Raw genomic sequence first — 14993 nt, forward strand, 5'->3', positions numbered from 1 at the left:
TATGGAGAATAAAATTGTAAGTAACTAAACAAACAACTACAAAAAAAGGATTTAGATTAAACTCGTAAAGATCAAATTCAAAACAAGACAGATATGAGTAAAGATATAAAAATTCTAAATCATATTATCAACTACTTATTTAAGTATATACATACTAAGAAATTTCATTTCAATTTGTTTTTGCTATCTGGATTACTCTTAATACCATTGCAACAAAATAGATCGGAAGAACTTTTTCTAAAATGTGTAGGTAAATATGAAATAAATAGAGGTGCTCTAATCAAACCAGATTGGGAAACAAGCTATCTAACAATTAATCTAGATGGATTAATATCTACAATTGTCGATAAAGGAATAAAAAAAGAAGGAAGGACTTTGATTAGACGTAATTCATACATAATAACCCAAAGAGATAATAGAAACATCGTTAGGAATATCTACAAAATCAATGGAAAGTATGGTATCTACTCAGTCGAATCCCCACAGAGGTATAGAACTTTGATAGGTACTTGTCAAAAAGGAAGAGGTTAAGAAGATTCATTTACCAAATAAAATACTACTTAAATTATTTCCTAAATCAATTAATTGTCACTTCCTTTACTTTGATCAAGACCTTGAGCTCTGCGGTTTTTGGCGATACCTCCAACCCCAAGCACCAAGAAAATCATATAGAAAAATAAAGTAGAAACAATAGTAATAATTGCAATCGTGGCAAAATTCATTAAAAAATATTAATTTAATTTGTTCTCTAAATCTAACAGGATGTATCAATAAAACCACTTAAGTAAAGATAACAGTAACGCCACTGATAAGTATCGCAAATGTAATAATGAAAAAAGGCAGGACCTGAATTTTGTAGTTATTCATAGCACATTTTTTTCGTTACATTTTAATTTAATCACAAAGAGGACGAGACGAATAAATACTCAAAAATATTAGTAATAACCGGCCTACAATAATTTATTTTGTAAAGAGCTATTATTTAAGAATACATTAAGTATAAAAATTTTTAGCTAGAATTTAATGATGCTTTCAATCTTAAGTTGATATGTGGGTAAGCATAGATCTTTGCTTAGTACCAATAGGGGTAGGTGTCTCATTATCTCCATACATAAAGGCGTGCTTATCAATTATTGAGGGACATAAGCTTGAGTATGAACTGGGTCCAAATGGAACCGCAATTGAAGGGGAGTGGGATCAAGTTTTTGAATGCGTAAAGAAATGCCATGAGGCAGTTCATAGCAAGGGTGCTCCACGTGTTTACACAACATTAAAAGTAAATACACGTACAGATAAGAAGCAATTATTTAAAGAAAAAGTAGAAAGTGTAAAAGGCTCATAGCAAAAGAATTTAAAAGCATTAATAAAAAGTTTAAAACCCTAAAACAAAAGAAAGATCCCAACATTTACCTATGCATACTCATAGAAGTACTGATATAAAAGAAATACCAGCACGGTAATTAATGACTATCTTTGCTCGTCTAAGCAGATCAGAAGTTATTCACGGAAGAGTGGCAATGTTTGTCATTGCTATTTGGTTATTCACAAACTATCTAATTCGTTAAGAATGGCTAACCCTATAAAAACTTGGTTTTTTGAATTAATCGAAGATGCTATAGGCAGTAAAGCCATGAAGAAATTTAAGGAAGAAGAAGAAGGAAAAAAAAAGAATTCCGATTCAAATGATGAGCCAAAACAAAATTAGGTGTTAAAGACTCCTAGTTATATAGCTAACCAAGAATCAATCCCATTCAGCCGCAACAGCTCTTAAACCACTAGCGATGATTTCGTTGGGGCAATTAGTATCCTCCTTTAAGGCCTTAGCTGCAAGATGAACGTCCTCCCAAAATACTGACACTGCTCCAGTTCTTTGATCATCAGAGAATTTAAAATCCTCAAAAGCTTTTGGCATTTTCCTCTTTTTTTTTAAGTTCTAGCAAAAAATTCATCTATCAACTTTAATCTTCACAGCTTGAATGTAATTGTCTTTTTTATCATCTAAAAATAGTTTCCTTGTGATTAAAACTGCCATGGATGTTAAAAATATAAAGCCAACACTTTGAACAAAATCTATATAGGTTGCCAAAAAATGAGTCATTGGAGACTTGATATTTTCAAATGTAGAGGAAAAAAATCAAATAACGAATTCAACAACACAAAAGCAAAAAACAGTAACCTAATGATCTGTTGAAGCCAAATAGCTATCACCCAACAAGGTACCAGTACCTAAATCAAAAACATTATCTAAATTGGATAACAACTCTTTAAGTTCTTCTCCACTGATTCGTTTAATTTCTTGGTAAGTTTCTTTAGACATCAAAAAAATAAATCAGATGTAATTTAACCACTCCCAATCAGTCTCAGAGATCGTAAAGACCGATAGGGGTAATTGCCTTTCGGCATACTTCAATAAAAAGAAATTATGACAATAATTAGTTTGCTTGTATTAAAATTTCTAATGAATACCACAATGAAAATAACGATACCCATGAGTAATAGATGTTAAGTAATTATTACTACACGGCTGGTAGTGGTTTGTTCTTATATTTTTTGAACTTCTCAGAACAACCTTCTTTTTATACTGAGCTTTAGAAGGTTGTTTCTTTGAATAAAAAACGTCAGTGCTCCCCCCCAGAAGCCAATCAATTACTGACCAATGCAATTGATTGCCTGACGTAAATTTATCTTAAATTTTCCCTATCTTCAAAGGCTCCGTAGAACCGTACGTCTTAGGTAGGGAAACCGTAGAAATATCAAATCTCTTTTAATCAGACATTTAAAAAGGGCCTAAGGGGGCCCTTTCTTTACCGATTCTTTGCAGAAGCTTCTGGATATTGGTGGCCTGGGGCCAAGTGTCTAGTAGAAAGGCTTTTGTACTCCGTTAGGGCACCTAAACGATGCAGAGGAGTTTCGACTGAATTGACGCACCTATATCATTGATCCTTGTCGCATCAGACGAATAGCCTACTTATTCATTGAGAATGTTGGAGCAGGAACCAGAATTCAGTTCGCTTCTCTTAAATACTCAGGTGGAGTGTCGACCATCAATGGTGCCTCTGAGCTCTACAAATGTATCTTTGCTCTATTCGCACCTCAACGCAATCAGCCTTAATGCCCATTGCATTTCCACTTAATCTGATCAAAAATAATAAGTTTGGGGTATAAGAATTTTATCTCAAATCAAAACATCAATATGTCGAGAGAAAAAACAAGCAAACGAGATCAAATAAGCATTTTCGGTGAAATAGCTAAAGGATGTAGAACTGATCATCAAAAAATTGATTTTTTCGATTCATCTAAGGAAGCATTTTTCACAGATTCAATTGAAGCAACAAGCTCGGTTAATGAAGATATCCCCAATGTCTTAGACGACGGGTTTTACGTACACGCAAATATGAAAAAACTTTGAAACGGAGCTTGAAGAGTTGAAAAGTCTTCCATGGAAGGAATACCCAGAAAACTTTAAGATATTTTTATTCGATTTTTGCATCTTAAATGGTGATGCATATTCAAAATACTTCCCAAATCAAAGTAGTCTTGCAATTTTCTAATACGATCCGCTTAATGAATGAACGCGAAAATTTGCTGGTGTGGCATACGAAAAATTCCTCAAGGAAAGAATATTTAAAGACATCCGATAAAATATTTATTAAATTCATGCCACAAATATGATGCGTTATTACAAGCAAGGTGCGAGCTTTTAAATTGAAAAAATAACTCTATTTTTCACCTAATGGTTGAAAAACTGTACGTACATTTGATGTAAAAGTACCTTAAGAAGAGTGGGTGAAAAAATTTGACAACGATGAGGCTCCGGCTAGATCAGCCAAAGGTATAAAGGTCATTTTCAGAGGTCTGAGCAAAGAAAAACCTGAAAAAGCGATCGTTTTAGTTCAAGCTTTAGAGGGTGTCTCGGGAAACACATACAAAAACATTGAAATATTTGAAAAAAAATGGTGCATTCATTAGTACGGCAGAACCTAGTCTCTGGTCTTGAGGATCCAAATTGCTTAGGTATAAATAAAGTATCAAATTAAAAGATTAGTCACAATTAAATTTGAACAATGATTAGAAATCTGTTTTTCTTAATTCTCGGAGCATTTAGCAGTCTTTGGTTTATATGGCCTCAAATCATTACGACCAAAGGTTGGGAATGCACAAAAGATGTTATTGCATCTTCTAATGAAGATTTAACAGATATTGAATCATTAGTTGAATCCTTGCCAAACAGAATCAAATTAGGCTTGGCTGTTTCCCCAAACACATTGCTAAAGAGAGAGAACCTTACTCGTATTGAGAAGCTCAGAATTATTGGAGATGCTTGCTTTAGATAATTTTGAACCACAAACGAAAATTATCATTATTAATATCAACAAAAAGTTGGCGTCTTAACTAATCAAAGCAATTGCTTCTTTTAATTCATTCGCGTGATTGATCTCATCTTGAGCAATTTCACGTATCCTCTGATCATTTGGATTAACGCTTAAATACTTTGCGTAGGTTTCATACGCATGCTCTTCAATTTTCATATTGATATCGTATGCATTTGATGGCGATAGTAAGTAATAAAAAACCATTACCCAGTAATAGAAGAGCACTAAATGCCTGGCAAGAAATCGATCAACCCAATATCTATTGCCGCTTCGTGATTGCATCTCATCTAAATGCTCCGTCTCATTGATTGCTTGGTAAAAATGAGCCTTCATAAGCTTGTTACTTAAAGGAGTCTTTAGACCAAGCGACTCTTGTAAATGCAAAACAGATAAGAATGCAAAATAAGGGGCTCTAGCAATAACCTCAAGAACCCAAAAACGTTGAATAGGTCTACCTTCGTAAATTCGATCAAGTATGCCTACACTGATATTTAAAATAAATGAATTAAAACCTTTCATAATTTATTGGCTAACCATTTAAGTATAAATACTCAGAAAAAGATGTGAATTTTTACTTATTTATTTAACTATCGTTAGCTACTGAAGCTGAATATGGAAATAATCGGATGATTGAATCTATCTTGCTCTAACAGGTTGGTAAGCAGGAATCATCTTTCCTCCACCGAAATCGTCATCATCATCTGGAAGCGCTCTTGAGATTAGTTCTACCAGAACTAGAGCAGCCATTGGATAGAAACACCATAAAACAGCTTTCCAGATGGGAAATGAGTCAACTAGCTGAAGCTCAGACATATATCAGAAAATGTTTGCACAAACCTAACTGATCTAAAAATATTTAGTGTTACGGTTAGCACGAAGTAAATGTTTATCTAATCGAAACTTGTGTAAAAAAAATACTTCAAGTTGTCTAAGTTTTCCACAGCCTCAGAGTCACCAAATAACTCCAAGATCTAAATAAAAAGCAATTCCAATAAAAAAGACCCTAGGTATGGTGTCCTACGGGCCTGGGTGATGGGGACTTTATTTTTAACTGTTTTTCAACCAAATTGCAACCCCTACCATATCTGGTGTTAGAAAGATTAAAAAAACAGAAAAAAAGACCCATATCTGGAATTATTAGCTTGCGTAATATGTATACAGCGAGTAGTATTTTTAAAATTACTGGGTGATGGGGATCTCTCAGTATCTTCTCCCTCAAATTTGAGGGTTTTTTTATGCCAAGAATTTTTTGCACATAATTTCTAATATGGATTAAGGCAAAATTAGTGAAAAACTGCTCTGACCATTATTTTTTTTAAATCGAGAAGATGGAACAAGTAACTGATGCAATTGGTAATCCCACAGCACTCTTAGTAGAGAGAATTTTTTGGTTGGGGTTAGGTGCATTTTTAGGACTGGCAATAATTACTTCTCTACTAAGAGGATTAGAAGAAGGAAAAGATAAAACGACACCAGTTTCACCTGATCAATTAGAAAATCTTGCAAAAAAAGCTATCCAACAAAACAGTGATAGCAATTGATATTGGTTATCAGATATTCTTATAGCCACAAACAAATTTACTAATGGTCGTTGGAGCGAGAACCGTACAATCAGCTACCACTGATTAGATGATGAGCATATATGCTTAATAAAGATTTACAAAAACAATGAAATTAGTTCCTTACATATTTATGGCTGTTGCTATCTTCTCAGAAGTTTCAACAATTGCTACGACTCCTATTATCTAATTGATTCTAATTAATTGAGTATTCAGACCTAACACGTTCAGGTGAATACCGACGTTAGATTATACATAACTGATTTGTATTCATGCTCAAAAAGATATTTAGGGCTGCTAGTTTTTTAGCTTTGTCTGTTTTTTTAGTTTCAACAACTTTCTTCTCGGGAATCAACCCTGTAATGGCCACGCAAATGGGTTCTGATATGAATAATGACGACTCTATGGGTATTGTGATCGAAGAGTCGAGCGATGCCTTGGATGGTTCGAAAACTAGTGCTGCCCCAGACCTTGGAGATGATCAAGCATTTCCTTTTATTCCAGGTTTTGGTAAAAATTCTGGTAAAGATTAACTTTTTTTTGAAAGTATTGATTGATAATAAATTACTATTTTTTTCGAAAGCTATAAAAAGTCCACAGACATAAGTGGTAATTAGCTAAACCTTTTTTATGGAAAAATGGGAATCAAAAATAATCATTTTTGTTATGTTTGCAGTGCTTGCAATAGGTTCAATAGCGCCATTGATAAGGATGATCAGTGATCGTATTTCCTAAGAATTAATTTGTTTGGACAAGTTGAGATTATTGGCGGAACTATTCCTAACATGATTATTTTAGCATTTTTTGCTTATTTAAATTTTTATTGTACAAAAACTGGTAAAAATGTATTAAATACTCGAATGGAACAAAAAAAACTAGAGAAAAATCTCTAGATTTATATGAAGATTGATTTGTCTAAGCTATTTAAAATATGCCAGGAATAATTTGACCAGTAGTGATATAAGCGCCAAGTAAAGCAATCATTCCAATCATTGCCCAACGGCCATTGGTCTTTTCTGCTTCCTCAGGGTAGTTGGAATAGTTTTCAACTAATTGAGTTTGTACTTGGGTAGCAAACATATTTTGCTTGCCATATTCAGTAATGATCTGGTTAGAAGCAGAACTGTATGCAGGGATCTCTGTTGGATCAACGGATTGATCTTCTGATTGATTATCAGTTGGATCTATTAATTGATCAGAAACTGGATTACTAGAATTCATATAAGAACCTAAAAAATACCTGGAATGATTTGACCTGTTGTTGAGTAAGCACCGAAAGCAGCAATAAAGCCGATCATCGCCATCCAACCATTAAACTTTTCCGCTTCTGGAGTCACGAGATTAAACTCAAATAATGGCAATGAATGTAAAGGAAAAGTAAAGGAATGTAAAGGGGGCACCCGTACACAGCAAAAGTTATCAGGGGTATTAGCTGAAGCAATATTTTTTATCCACGGTCTAAATAACAATTCCACTAACTTTGTTTAACTTAATTCAACTAGATGGATTTAATACCAGGAGTAGTTCTTTTCTTTGGAGCCATTGGAACTGTGGCTTTACTTGGTTGGGATACTTTCCAAAATCGTAAGCCTATAACTAAAGCTGAAATGCAGCAGTCTCGTGGAACCAGAGCAGCAAAACCACAACAAAAGAGAAGAGGGTTGTTTAACAGAGGATAATTATGGGTGAAATTCAAACATACGCTTCAAACTCAGGAGATTTTAATTTACTTTTCGTTCTAATCATTGTTGGGACTTATCTTCTTTATGAGGTTGGAAAGGCAATAATGGATAACAACGATGATGATGACATGGATGGAGGAATGACGATGCGTGTAGCAGATGGAGCACAGGCCTGAATTGACTACCAAAATAATATTTACTTATTGACAACAATAATTTTTCGTCTTTAAACAGGTTTAGGGTTATTTGAATATATACTTACTTATGTAATTAATAAAAAATTTTGAGCGAAGAAAATATCAAAAGAAAAATAGATGCTTTATTAAAAGAACTTCAGGAGAAAACAGGTGTTTCAGATGAGGAGATGGACGAATTTAAAAAAATAATGGAACTAGCAGATTTTTCACAAGACCAAGAATAATTTATGTATAAGTCGGGATGAACGAAATTCTAGCGAGATGCGAGTTTTGACCAAAGAAGAAGTACCAACACGTTAAACAATGCATATCCAACAGCAATTTGAAGTTGGTAAAAATATCCAACAATCGAAGAGGATCCCAAAATGATCAAACTAGTAATAAAAATATCTCTTGAAAAATTCACCTAAAAATATCAAGCACTATAAATATTCAGATTGAAAATAAAATCATGAAAGTCTTATTTGAGTTTCAATCGAATAAGCATTGCTTGTGCAGGCCTCATTGCCCGTAACTTGAGAAACAGCAATAATGAGAAGGCTTAAAGAACCAACTGCTAGAGAAATTGTTCTAATAGCACTTGCTTTTTTAGAGATTTTCTTGCTCATATCAAAAAATCTTGATGTAATAAGAATATGATTACTATCCAAGCATAAAGAGTATCCATTGATACCTACTAGAAATAATTACCTAAAAATTATTTGAACAGTTCTGAATAGAGCTAAATCAATTGAAAACCTGACTTAAATTGATTGCTTTATTTACAAGCTTGCGATGGTTGTTGCGAACTTTCTTTTAACAGTTCAATCCAATCTTGCAAAGAATTTAATGAGTCAATATTCAATTGGTAATAAACCCATCTACCAGTTTGCCTATCGGTAATCAAACCTGCGTCTTTTAAAACTTTTAAATGAAAAGATATTTTCGATTGCGCCAATCCAATTTCATTAATCAAATCACAAACACATCGTTCTCCTCCTGAAAGAGACTCAATGATTTGCAATCGCAATGGATCAGATAAAGCTTTTAGCAATTTCCTGGCCATTGCATTTTCAAGAACTACTTCGCTCTTTGTCGCTGTGGCCATCACAGAAGAAAAAATATAATCACATGATAAAACAAACCGCAGAAAAGGCTTGCATCGACAAACCTCTATACATCAATATAAATTGATATGAGGAATTCAGCCCTTCGTTGATTTACTCAATCAACTCAATTACACGTTATGCGAATCGGTATTAATGGTTTCGGTCGAATAGGAAGACTTGTTCTTAGAGCGCTCTGGGGCAGAGAAAATATCGAGATTACACATATCAACGATCCATTGGGTGATGCAAAGGGAGCAGCGCATTTACTTGAATTTGATTCAGTACATGGTCGATGGAACAAAGAAATAAGCAACGACCAAAACAACCTGAATATTGAAGATCAACCAATATCTTTTTCAAAGGAAAGCGATTTTATAAAAGTCCCATGGCAGGAAAAAGGAATAGAACTAATTCTCGAATGTTCAGGAAAATTCAAAACCCCTCAAACATTAAATCCATATTTCGATACTCTTGGAATGAAAAGAGTTGTCGTTGCATGCCCTGTTAAAGGTGAAATACAGGGAGAGGATGCTCTTAATATCGTCTACGGTATTAATCATGATTTATATGAGCCCAATAAACATCGCTTAGTAACAGCAGCATCCTGCACAACTAATTGCTTAGCTCCAGTCGTGAAGGTCGTTAATCAAACCTTTGGTATTAAGCATGGAAGCATCTCTACACTCCATGACCTAACCAATACACAGGTAATCGTTGATTCATTTAAGCCAGATTTAAGAAGAGCCAGAAGCGGATCACAAAGCTTAATTCCAACAACGACAGGATCAGCAAAAGCGATAGGGATGATATTCCCTGAATTACAAGGAAAATTAAATGGTCATGCAGTTCGAGTTCCTCTTCTAAATGGATCTTTAACTGATGCTGTAGTTGAATTAGAGAAAGAGGTCACGAAAGAAGAAGTCAATCATGTGTTCAAAGAAGCCTCTGAAGGAGAGCTAAAAGGAATACTTGGTTACGAAGAAAAGCCACTTGTATCAATCGATTATGTCAATGACTCGAGAAGTTCAATCATTGATGCTCTCTCAACCATGGTGGTCAATAAAACTCAACTGAAAGTCTATATTTGGTATGACAATGAATTGGGGTATAGCTGTCGAATGGCAGATCTCGTATTACATGTAATAAAGCTAGAAAAAGAATAAAAATAAAGCATGAAATTATCGTCATTACAGCAATATGGAATCGTAACGACCAACTATTGGGCATTCACACTGACAGATGGTGCTCTAAGGATGCTAGTGATTTTTCACTTTCATAGCCTTGGATATACAACCTTAGAAATCGCATTCTTATTCCTTTTTTACGAGTTGTTTGGCGTTATCACTAATCTCTATGGTGGATGGATTGGAGCAAGATTTGGATTACGTCTAACACTATGGGTCGGGACTCTTTTTCAAATCGGTGCCTTATTGATGTTGATACCAGTTTCGAGTGGTTGGTCGAAACTTTTGAGTGTCATTTATGTCATGGTTGCTCAAGCGATTAGTGGTATAGCAAAAGATCTCAATAAGATGAGTGCTAAAAGTGCCATCAAAACTGTCGTTCCAGACTCCTCAGAAGAAGATGGTGGAAATAATCAATTATTTAAATGGGTAGCCATCTTAACTGGTTCAAAAAATGCACTCAAAGGAGTTGGCTTCTTTCTTGGTGGACTTTTGCTTAAAAATTTTGGATTTAATAAAGCAGTTGAATTAATGGCTATCGGTTTAGGTCTGTCATTTCTAATGACATTAATTTTGCCTGGAGATGTTGGAAAGATGAAAAACAAACCAATCTTTAAAGACTTATTTTCTAAATCTCAAGGGATTAATGTCCTCTCTTTTGCACGCTTTTTTCTGTTTGGGGCAAGAGACGTATGGTTCGTCGTTGCACTACCTGTTTTTCTTGAATCGTATCTATATTGGAATTTTTCTGAGATTGGAGCATTTCTAGGATTGTGGGTTATTGGTTATGGTTTTATTCAAGCGTTTGCGCCGTCTTTAAGAAATTTATGGGGAAATAAAATAAGCCCAGGAGTTTCTTCTGTTCAATTCTGGAGCGCTGCCTTAACTGCAATACCAGCGCTAATAGCAATAGCACTATGGCGACAGAGCAATCCAGAAATAGCAATTACAACTGGATTGATATTATTTGGGTTCATTTTTGCAATGAACTCATCAATACATTCATATATGGTTCTTTCTTATACGGACAAGGAAAACGTGAGTCTAAATGTCGGCTTCTATTACATGGCAAACGCGGCAGGGAGACTGATTGGTACTCTCCTATCAGGAGTTTTATTCATGCTTGGAGCTAGTGCCTCTACAGGAATGCAACTATGTTTATGGTGTTCAAGCCTATTTGTATTTATCTCATTGTTGACTAGTTTACGACTACCTCCAGTATCAAATACAAAAGCTATAAAAAATTCCTAAGACCTTCAATTAAAAAAATTAAATATCAAGGGAAAGAAGGACTACTGAACCTCTGATTCTCTGTCATATTCAAGTCCAACTTCATTCATCCAAACTGCTTTTGTTTTACAGTTTTTACCATGCTCGGCTAGATGTAATCCCTCAATCGAAATAAATAAAACTAGTAGTGAAACTGGAACCCACCAAATGGGTGATCCAACTATTTCCTTCCAATTATTCATTGATTCTTTTTTTTCATATTAAAGATTTTTTTCAGCTTAAGTTAGGAAGTGACTGGCTAGCAAAAAAGGCATTAAAAAGGAGGCTATTGCCAACTTTTTAATTTATAAGGAATTAATTCACTTACCAATACGCTTTACAGCAGCGCGAGACTTGGAAAGAATATCACCTTTTAGAGGAACAAAGCCAAGAGAAGGAGCCTTAGCCTGGGCTTTATCACTTAGTAGGTAGTTAAGTGAATCTCTAATGGCATCAGTGTTTCTACCATTACCAGTTTCGTAAGCAAGAATCCATGTAAGAGTTGCGATTGGGTATGCACCCTTGGCATTAGGGTTAGGATTATTACCGGCTAGATTTTTATCTAGTTGTATTCCATTAAGAGCTATCGCACCAGCCTTAATAGTTGGCTGTAAAAACTCTCCTGATAAATTTTGGAGAGCGGCTGCTTTGATTTCACCTCTAATATATGACTGGTTTACATAACCAATTGCACCAGGAGTGTTACGAATAACGCCAGCAACACCAGCATTACCCTTACCACCAACACCAGCAGGCCAGGCGACAGATTTACCTGTTCCTAGAGTCCATGTCTTAGAGAAAGCCTGCATCGAATTTGTAAAAGCTTTCGTAGTACCGGAGCCATCAGAACGATGTGCCCAAGTTAGTTTTCCTTCAGGGCAACCAACCTCTTTCCAGTTTGTAATTTTACCCATAGCAACACGAACAGCTTGCTCTTGAGTAAGTTTAAGATCGCAATCGTAGTTATAACCGAAAGCAATAGTGCCACCAACCATTGGGATTTGAACTAATCCCCGCGTAACTTTTGCAATATCTGTTGCTTTCATCGGATCATCAGACGCACCGAAATTAACGGTTTCATCAATGAAAGCTTTACGGCCAGAACCTGAACCAACAGCTTGATAGTTAACACGAGGTCCACGCTCTTTAGCTAAGTCAGAGAACCATCGAGTGTAGATTTTAGCGGGAAAAGAGGCTCCAGCTCCGCTGAGCCGAGCACCCGCAAAGGCACTTCCACCTGAGCCAAGAATAATTAAAGAGGAGAGGACAAGACTCTTCTTAGCAAAGCTCATCAAAGGTCTGCGACGTAAAAGCAATGAAAGCATAGGACGCGAAGGTACTGATATTAATCAAGCTATATTGATATAATCAATATAGCTTGATATAGGACCTACGGCAAAAAACTAATTCAAAATAAACACATCTGTTTGATGGAGCGAAGAGGTATATTTATAAGATAATTAGATTTGATGCTTGGATGAAAACCAATCATTAGATCAATCAAGCATTTAATAAGAAGTTGAAAAACAAAGTAAAAGATCTTCTAATAATTCTAGTCTTAATGATCGGCACATCTATATCTATTAGCCAATACAAAAACACATATCCAGATCCTAGTGAGAGAACAGATTTATCAGTTAAAGGAATCTTTCTAGATTAAAAATGTTATGTTTACAAAAATATAAAACATAAATAAGGTTTATGTGTATAAATTTAGACTAAAATAAAATAAGAGTGAAGGCTTGAAGAAAAGAGGAAACTAAATGAGATGGCCACCGAATGCAGCTTGGACCTCAGCCGTAAAAAGAGAAGGTTATCGACATTTTGAAGTGAAAAGCTATGGAGGCAAAAAAGATGAACGGTGGGTAGAACTATTTCCAGTTAACAACAACGAAATTCTTATAAGAGTTCCATGGTCGGAATTAAAAACATATTCAAAGTGGACGAGTGGATGGCTTCAGTTGCCAAAAGATGAAGATTGCGATGGCAACTAATCTTTAGAGAAAATAAAAAACAGTTGATTTAAGTAATTATTACTACACGGCTGGTAGTGGTTTGTTCTTATATTTTTTGAACTTCTCAGAACAACCTTCTTTTTATACTGAGCTTTAGAAGGTTGTTTCTTTGAATAAAAAACGTCAGTGCTCCCCCCCAGAAGCCAATCAATTACTGACCAATGCAATTGATTGCCTGACGTAAATTTATCTTAAATTTTCCCTATCTTCAAAGGCTCCGTAGAACCGTACGTCTTAGGTAGGGAAACCGTAGAAATATCAAATCTCTTTTAATCAGACATTTAAAAAGGGCCTAAGGGGGCCCTTTCTTTACCGATTCTTTGCAGAAGCTTCTGGATATTGGTGGCCTGGGGCCAAGTGTCTAGTAGAAAGGCTTTTGTACTCCGTTAGGGCACCTAAACGATGCAGAGGAGTTTCGACTGAATTGACGCACCTATATCATTGATCCTTGTCGCATCAGACGAATAGCCTACTTATTCATTGAGAATGTTGGAGCAGGAACCAGAATTCAGTTCGCTTCTCTTAAATACTCAGGTGGAGTGTCGACCATCAATGGTGCCTCTGAGCTCTACAAATGTATCTTTGCTCTATTCGCACCTCAACGCAATCAGCCTTAATGCCCATTGCATTTCCACTTAATCTGATCAAAAATAATAAGTTTGGGTCAAAGTAGGGTCTAATTAATAAAAAACATGAATCAGTCTCCAGAGAAAGAAAAGCGCATGAGCTTTATTAAAAAAGCTGGTAAATGGGCTCCATTAGTTGGAGGAGCATGGATTGTTCTAAATATTGTTGTTCCATTGGCTCTTCTTCGTATTCCAGCAGTCCAAAAATACTTACTAGTACTGGAGGACAAACTCCCTTTTGACATTCCAGGTATTGGTTAGATGGCAACAGAGATTATTTGTTTTTTCTTGCTTGGTATTGCAGCACTGCTTCTAAATGCTGGACTCGACGCTCAAGTTCTTCCACTCTTTTGGCTAATTCTTCCATTAGTAATCAAATTAAGTTTCGACAATATAACCAGAAAGAAAGCCCTCCACATCAACAAAAAAACGAAATAAAGGCTAAGGTCGTGAAAAATTAGCCGAAAAGCTTTGAACGAGTTACAAGCATTGACGCTATCAGGGGCATTAGCTGTATTTGCTATTACCTGGCTATTTTTTGGTTTTGGGGATGATGATGATGATGGAGGAGGGATGATGAGACCTGTCAGACAAAATGCTGATTAAAATCAGTTGCTAATAATAAATAAAAAAGCCTCTATCTAAAGAAGAAAATTATAAAGGTATTTTTACAAGTCCTAAACTAATAAAGCTTCTCATCAAGCATTAGCCTAAGTAATGCGAGCATGTGTATATGAAAAATTTTCTAATCAAATTAGTTTTATTCCTATTCATTGTTTTCTCTGGATTGAATAGTGCTGAGGCTGTAATACAAGGCTGGGTTCCACCAGAAGATTATGGAGAAGGTGACTCATATGAAATGGGAATGGAATCCGAAGAAGAAGCTGTAGGAATGGATTCTCAAAGTGAAGAGTTGAGTATGGAAGATATTTTTGGGGATGAACAAGTTTTTCCTTTTCCACCTGGCCTAGGCAATTAATAAAACGCAACATTCGCTTTA

The 14993-nt window shown here is 35.3% G+C and carries 29 protein-coding genes; 18 read left to right on the forward strand and 11 right to left on the reverse strand.

What is annotated here, in order from left to right:
• Positions 1-174: 174 nt before the first annotated feature.
• The gene (locus tag AC6EI2_RS02250) at positions 175-531 is read left to right on the forward strand and encodes a hypothetical protein (protein ID WP_498462802.1); all 357 of its coding nucleotides are present in this window, start codon (positions 175-177) and stop codon (positions 529-531) included.
• A 50-nt stretch (positions 532-581) separates the two neighbouring features.
• Here the strand turns inward: AC6EI2_RS02250 and AC6EI2_RS02255 are convergent, their stop codons facing one another.
• Positions 582-722: a hypothetical protein gene (locus AC6EI2_RS02255; protein ID WP_498462803.1), complete on the reverse strand. Its 141-nt coding sequence runs from the start codon at positions 720-722 to the stop codon at positions 582-584.
• Positions 723-1048: 326 nt separating this feature from the next.
• Here AC6EI2_RS02255 and AC6EI2_RS02260 point away from each other — a divergent pair, with 326 nt between their 5' ends.
• Together AC6EI2_RS02260 and AC6EI2_RS02265 are read left to right on the forward strand one after the other, a co-directional pair.
• On the forward strand, positions 1049-1342 hold the full coding sequence (locus AC6EI2_RS02260) for an MTH1187 family thiamine-binding protein (RefSeq protein ID WP_498462804.1): 294 nt from the start codon (positions 1049-1051) through the stop codon (positions 1340-1342).
• Between the two features lie 225 nt (positions 1343-1567).
• A complete protein-coding gene (locus tag AC6EI2_RS02265; protein ID WP_498462805.1) occupies positions 1568-1705 on the forward strand; it encodes a hypothetical protein in 138 nt (45 codons plus the stop codon).
• A gap of 36 nt (positions 1706-1741) precedes the next feature.
• On the opposite strand, the gene AC6EI2_RS02270 is transcribed toward AC6EI2_RS02265, so the two are convergent.
• Positions 1742-1912, reverse strand: coding sequence for a hypothetical protein (locus AC6EI2_RS02270; protein ID WP_498462806.1), 171 nt, complete (start codon positions 1910-1912; stop codon positions 1742-1744).
• Positions 1913-2176: 264 nt separating this feature from the next.
• A complete protein-coding gene (locus tag AC6EI2_RS02275; protein WP_181414027.1) occupies positions 2177-2317 on the reverse strand; it encodes a hypothetical protein in 141 nt (46 codons plus the stop codon).
• Between the two features lie 876 nt (positions 2318-3193).
• On the opposite strand from AC6EI2_RS02275, the gene AC6EI2_RS02280 reads away from it, so the two are divergent.
• From AC6EI2_RS02280 to AC6EI2_RS02290, 3 genes are all read left to right on the forward strand, one after another.
• Positions 3194-3409, forward strand: a complete 216-nt coding sequence (locus AC6EI2_RS02280) for a hypothetical protein (protein WP_498462807.1) — start codon at positions 3194-3196, stop codon at positions 3407-3409.
• A 377-nt stretch (positions 3410-3786) separates the two neighbouring features.
• Entirely contained in the window at positions 3787-3969 is a 183-nt protein-coding gene (locus tag AC6EI2_RS02285; RefSeq protein ID WP_498462808.1) for a DUF3764 family protein, read from the forward strand.
• Between the two features lie 95 nt (positions 3970-4064).
• The gene (locus tag AC6EI2_RS02290) at positions 4065-4334 is read left to right on the forward strand and encodes a hypothetical protein (protein WP_498462809.1); all 270 of its coding nucleotides are present in this window, start codon (positions 4065-4067) and stop codon (positions 4332-4334) included.
• 54 nt (positions 4335-4388) lie between these two features.
• Here the strand turns inward: AC6EI2_RS02290 and AC6EI2_RS02295 are convergent, their stop codons facing one another.
• Positions 4389-4892, reverse strand: a complete 504-nt coding sequence (locus AC6EI2_RS02295) for an alternative oxidase (protein ID WP_498462810.1) — start codon at positions 4890-4892, stop codon at positions 4389-4391.
• Positions 4893-5009: 117 nt separating this feature from the next.
• Positions 5010-5186: a hypothetical protein gene (locus AC6EI2_RS02300; RefSeq protein WP_269605792.1), complete on the reverse strand. Its 177-nt coding sequence runs from the start codon at positions 5184-5186 to the stop codon at positions 5010-5012.
• 515 nt (positions 5187-5701) lie between these two features.
• Between AC6EI2_RS02300 and AC6EI2_RS02305 the strand changes: the two genes are divergently transcribed.
• Entirely contained in the window at positions 5702-5914 is a 213-nt protein-coding gene (locus AC6EI2_RS02305; RefSeq protein ID WP_498462811.1) for a hypothetical protein, read from the forward strand.
• Positions 5915-6204: 290 nt separating this feature from the next.
• Entirely contained in the window at positions 6205-6465 is a 261-nt protein-coding gene (locus AC6EI2_RS02310; protein ID WP_498462812.1) for a hypothetical protein, read from the forward strand.
• 391 nt (positions 6466-6856) lie between these two features.
• On the opposite strand, the gene AC6EI2_RS02315 is transcribed toward AC6EI2_RS02310, so the two are convergent.
• The gene (locus tag AC6EI2_RS02315; RefSeq protein ID WP_187146463.1) at positions 6857-7012 is read right to left on the reverse strand and encodes a high light inducible protein; all 156 of its coding nucleotides are present in this window, start codon (positions 7010-7012) and stop codon (positions 6857-6859) included.
• Between the two features lie 149 nt (positions 7013-7161).
• Positions 7162-7269: a high light inducible protein gene (locus tag AC6EI2_RS02320; RefSeq protein WP_498462813.1), complete on the reverse strand. Its 108-nt coding sequence runs from the start codon at positions 7267-7269 to the stop codon at positions 7162-7164.
• A gap of 165 nt (positions 7270-7434) precedes the next feature.
• On the opposite strand from AC6EI2_RS02320, the gene AC6EI2_RS02325 reads away from it, so the two are divergent.
• The 3 genes from AC6EI2_RS02325 (at position 7435) to AC6EI2_RS02335 (ending at position 8035) form a co-directional block, all read left to right on the forward strand.
• Entirely contained in the window at positions 7435-7611 is a 177-nt protein-coding gene (locus tag AC6EI2_RS02325; protein ID WP_011295188.1) for a hypothetical protein, read from the forward strand.
• Positions 7612-7613: 2 nt separating this feature from the next.
• Positions 7614-7790: a hypothetical protein gene (locus AC6EI2_RS02330; protein ID WP_498462814.1), complete on the forward strand. Its 177-nt coding sequence runs from the start codon at positions 7614-7616 to the stop codon at positions 7788-7790.
• 107 nt (positions 7791-7897) lie between these two features.
• Entirely contained in the window at positions 7898-8035 is a 138-nt protein-coding gene (locus tag AC6EI2_RS02335) for a hypothetical protein (protein WP_011294966.1), read from the forward strand.
• 225 nt (positions 8036-8260) lie between these two features.
• Here AC6EI2_RS02335 and AC6EI2_RS02340 read toward each other — a convergent pair whose 3' ends face one another.
• Together AC6EI2_RS02340 and AC6EI2_RS02345 are read right to left on the reverse strand one after the other, a co-directional pair.
• Positions 8261-8419, reverse strand: a complete 159-nt coding sequence (locus tag AC6EI2_RS02340; RefSeq protein ID WP_498462815.1) for a hypothetical protein — start codon at positions 8417-8419, stop codon at positions 8261-8263.
• Positions 8420-8568: 149 nt separating this feature from the next.
• Positions 8569-8898 carry an ArsR/SmtB family transcription factor gene (locus tag AC6EI2_RS02345; RefSeq protein WP_269617054.1) on the reverse strand — a complete coding sequence of 110 codons (330 nt, stop codon included), beginning with the start codon at positions 8896-8898 and terminating at the stop codon, positions 8569-8571.
• 138 nt (positions 8899-9036) lie between these two features.
• Here AC6EI2_RS02345 and AC6EI2_RS02350 point away from each other — a divergent pair, with 138 nt between their 5' ends.
• Together AC6EI2_RS02350 and arsJ are read left to right on the forward strand one after the other, a co-directional pair.
• On the forward strand, positions 9037-10062 hold the full coding sequence (locus AC6EI2_RS02350) for an ArsJ-associated glyceraldehyde-3-phosphate dehydrogenase (RefSeq protein ID WP_498462816.1): 1026 nt from the start codon (positions 9037-9039) through the stop codon (positions 10060-10062).
• A gap of 9 nt (positions 10063-10071) precedes the next feature.
• Entirely contained in the window at positions 10072-11334 is a 1263-nt protein-coding gene (gene arsJ, locus AC6EI2_RS02355; RefSeq protein ID WP_498462817.1) for an organoarsenical effux MFS transporter ArsJ, read from the forward strand.
• A 41-nt stretch (positions 11335-11375) separates the two neighbouring features.
• On the opposite strand, the gene AC6EI2_RS02360 is transcribed toward arsJ, so the two are convergent.
• Both AC6EI2_RS02360 and pstS read right to left on the reverse strand, forming a co-directional pair.
• Positions 11376-11555: a hypothetical protein gene (locus AC6EI2_RS02360; protein WP_498462818.1), complete on the reverse strand. Its 180-nt coding sequence runs from the start codon at positions 11553-11555 to the stop codon at positions 11376-11378.
• Positions 11556-11672: 117 nt separating this feature from the next.
• A complete protein-coding gene (pstS, locus tag AC6EI2_RS02365; protein WP_498463451.1) occupies positions 11673-12644 on the reverse strand; it encodes a phosphate ABC transporter substrate-binding protein PstS in 972 nt (323 codons plus the stop codon).
• A gap of 471 nt (positions 12645-13115) precedes the next feature.
• Between pstS and AC6EI2_RS02370 the strand changes: the two genes are divergently transcribed.
• The 5 genes from AC6EI2_RS02370 to AC6EI2_RS02390 all read left to right on the forward strand — a co-directional run bounded on the left by AC6EI2_RS02370 (position 13116) and on the right by AC6EI2_RS02390 (position 14972).
• Positions 13116-13346, forward strand: coding sequence for a TIGR02450 family Trp-rich protein (locus AC6EI2_RS02370; RefSeq protein WP_011823827.1), 231 nt, complete (start codon positions 13116-13118; stop codon positions 13344-13346).
• A 713-nt stretch (positions 13347-14059) separates the two neighbouring features.
• Positions 14060-14254, forward strand: a complete 195-nt coding sequence (locus AC6EI2_RS02375; protein WP_498462819.1) for a Signal peptidase I — start codon at positions 14060-14062, stop codon at positions 14252-14254.
• Complete coding sequence (locus AC6EI2_RS02380) at positions 14255-14431, forward strand: hypothetical protein (RefSeq protein WP_498462820.1); 177 nt, start codon at positions 14255-14257, stop codon at positions 14429-14431.
• Positions 14432-14464: 33 nt separating this feature from the next.
• Entirely contained in the window at positions 14465-14599 is a 135-nt protein-coding gene (locus AC6EI2_RS02385; protein ID WP_011294994.1) for a hypothetical protein, read from the forward strand.
• Positions 14600-14726: 127 nt separating this feature from the next.
• Positions 14727-14972, forward strand: a complete 246-nt coding sequence (locus AC6EI2_RS02390) for a hypothetical protein (protein WP_498462821.1) — start codon at positions 14727-14729, stop codon at positions 14970-14972.
• The last annotated feature ends 21 nt before the right edge of the window (positions 14973-14993 follow it).

This window comes from Prochlorococcus sp. MIT2302, from assembly GCF_059772385.1.

What these genes read in the sequence shown, in the direction of transcription:
- AC6EI2_RS02255 (WP_498462803.1), bottom strand. Translation starts at nt 722, where the DNA reads ATGAATTTTGCCACGATTGCAATTATTACTATTGTTTCTACTTTATTT.
- AC6EI2_RS02260 (WP_498462804.1), top strand. Translation starts at nt 1,049, where the DNA reads ATGTGGGTAAGCATAGATCTTTGCTTAGTACCAATAGGGGTAGGTGTC.
- AC6EI2_RS02265 (WP_498462805.1), top strand. Translation starts at nt 1,568, where the DNA reads ATGGCTAACCCTATAAAAACTTGGTTTTTTGAATTAATCGAAGATGCT.
- AC6EI2_RS02270 (WP_498462806.1), bottom strand. Translation starts at nt 1,912, where the DNA reads ATGCCAAAAGCTTTTGAGGATTTTAAATTCTCTGATGATCAAAGAACT.
- AC6EI2_RS02275 (WP_181414027.1), bottom strand. Translation starts at nt 2,317, where the DNA reads ATGTCTAAAGAAACTTACCAAGAAATTAAACGAATCAGTGGAGAAGAA.
- AC6EI2_RS02280 (WP_498462807.1), top strand. Translation starts at nt 3,194, where the DNA reads ATGTCGAGAGAAAAAACAAGCAAACGAGATCAAATAAGCATTTTCGGT.
- AC6EI2_RS02290 (WP_498462809.1), top strand. Translation starts at nt 4,065, where the DNA reads ATGATTAGAAATCTGTTTTTCTTAATTCTCGGAGCATTTAGCAGTCTT.
- AC6EI2_RS02295 (WP_498462810.1), bottom strand. Translation starts at nt 4,892, where the DNA reads ATGAAAGGTTTTAATTCATTTATTTTAAATATCAGTGTAGGCATACTT.
- AC6EI2_RS02300 (WP_269605792.1), bottom strand. Translation starts at nt 5,186, where the DNA reads ATGTCTGAGCTTCAGCTAGTTGACTCATTTCCCATCTGGAAAGCTGTT.
- AC6EI2_RS02305 (WP_498462811.1), top strand. Translation starts at nt 5,702, where the DNA reads ATGGAACAAGTAACTGATGCAATTGGTAATCCCACAGCACTCTTAGTA.
- AC6EI2_RS02310 (WP_498462812.1), top strand. Translation starts at nt 6,205, where the DNA reads ATGCTCAAAAAGATATTTAGGGCTGCTAGTTTTTTAGCTTTGTCTGTT.
- AC6EI2_RS02315 (WP_187146463.1), bottom strand. Translation starts at nt 7,012, where the DNA reads ATGTTTGCTACCCAAGTACAAACTCAATTAGTTGAAAACTATTCCAAC.
- AC6EI2_RS02325 (WP_011295188.1), top strand. Translation starts at nt 7,435, where the DNA reads ATGGATTTAATACCAGGAGTAGTTCTTTTCTTTGGAGCCATTGGAACT.
- AC6EI2_RS02330 (WP_498462814.1), top strand. Translation starts at nt 7,614, where the DNA reads ATGGGTGAAATTCAAACATACGCTTCAAACTCAGGAGATTTTAATTTA.
- AC6EI2_RS02340 (WP_498462815.1), bottom strand. Translation starts at nt 8,419, where the DNA reads ATGAGCAAGAAAATCTCTAAAAAAGCAAGTGCTATTAGAACAATTTCT.
- AC6EI2_RS02345 (WP_269617054.1), bottom strand. Translation starts at nt 8,898, where the DNA reads ATGGCCACAGCGACAAAGAGCGAAGTAGTTCTTGAAAATGCAATGGCC.
- AC6EI2_RS02350 (WP_498462816.1), top strand. Translation starts at nt 9,037, where the DNA reads ATGCGAATCGGTATTAATGGTTTCGGTCGAATAGGAAGACTTGTTCTT.
- arsJ (WP_498462817.1), top strand. Translation starts at nt 10,072, where the DNA reads ATGAAATTATCGTCATTACAGCAATATGGAATCGTAACGACCAACTAT.
- AC6EI2_RS02360 (WP_498462818.1), bottom strand. Translation starts at nt 11,555, where the DNA reads ATGAATAATTGGAAGGAAATAGTTGGATCACCCATTTGGTGGGTTCCA.
- pstS (WP_498463451.1), bottom strand. Translation starts at nt 12,644, where the DNA reads ATGAGCTTTGCTAAGAAGAGTCTTGTCCTCTCCTCTTTAATTATTCTT.
- AC6EI2_RS02370 (WP_011823827.1), top strand. Translation starts at nt 13,116, where the DNA reads ATGAGATGGCCACCGAATGCAGCTTGGACCTCAGCCGTAAAAAGAGAA.
- AC6EI2_RS02375 (WP_498462819.1), top strand. Translation starts at nt 14,060, where the DNA reads ATGAATCAGTCTCCAGAGAAAGAAAAGCGCATGAGCTTTATTAAAAAA.
- AC6EI2_RS02380 (WP_498462820.1), top strand. Translation starts at nt 14,255, where the DNA reads ATGGCAACAGAGATTATTTGTTTTTTCTTGCTTGGTATTGCAGCACTG.
- AC6EI2_RS02390 (WP_498462821.1), top strand. Translation starts at nt 14,727, where the DNA reads ATGAAAAATTTTCTAATCAAATTAGTTTTATTCCTATTCATTGTTTTC.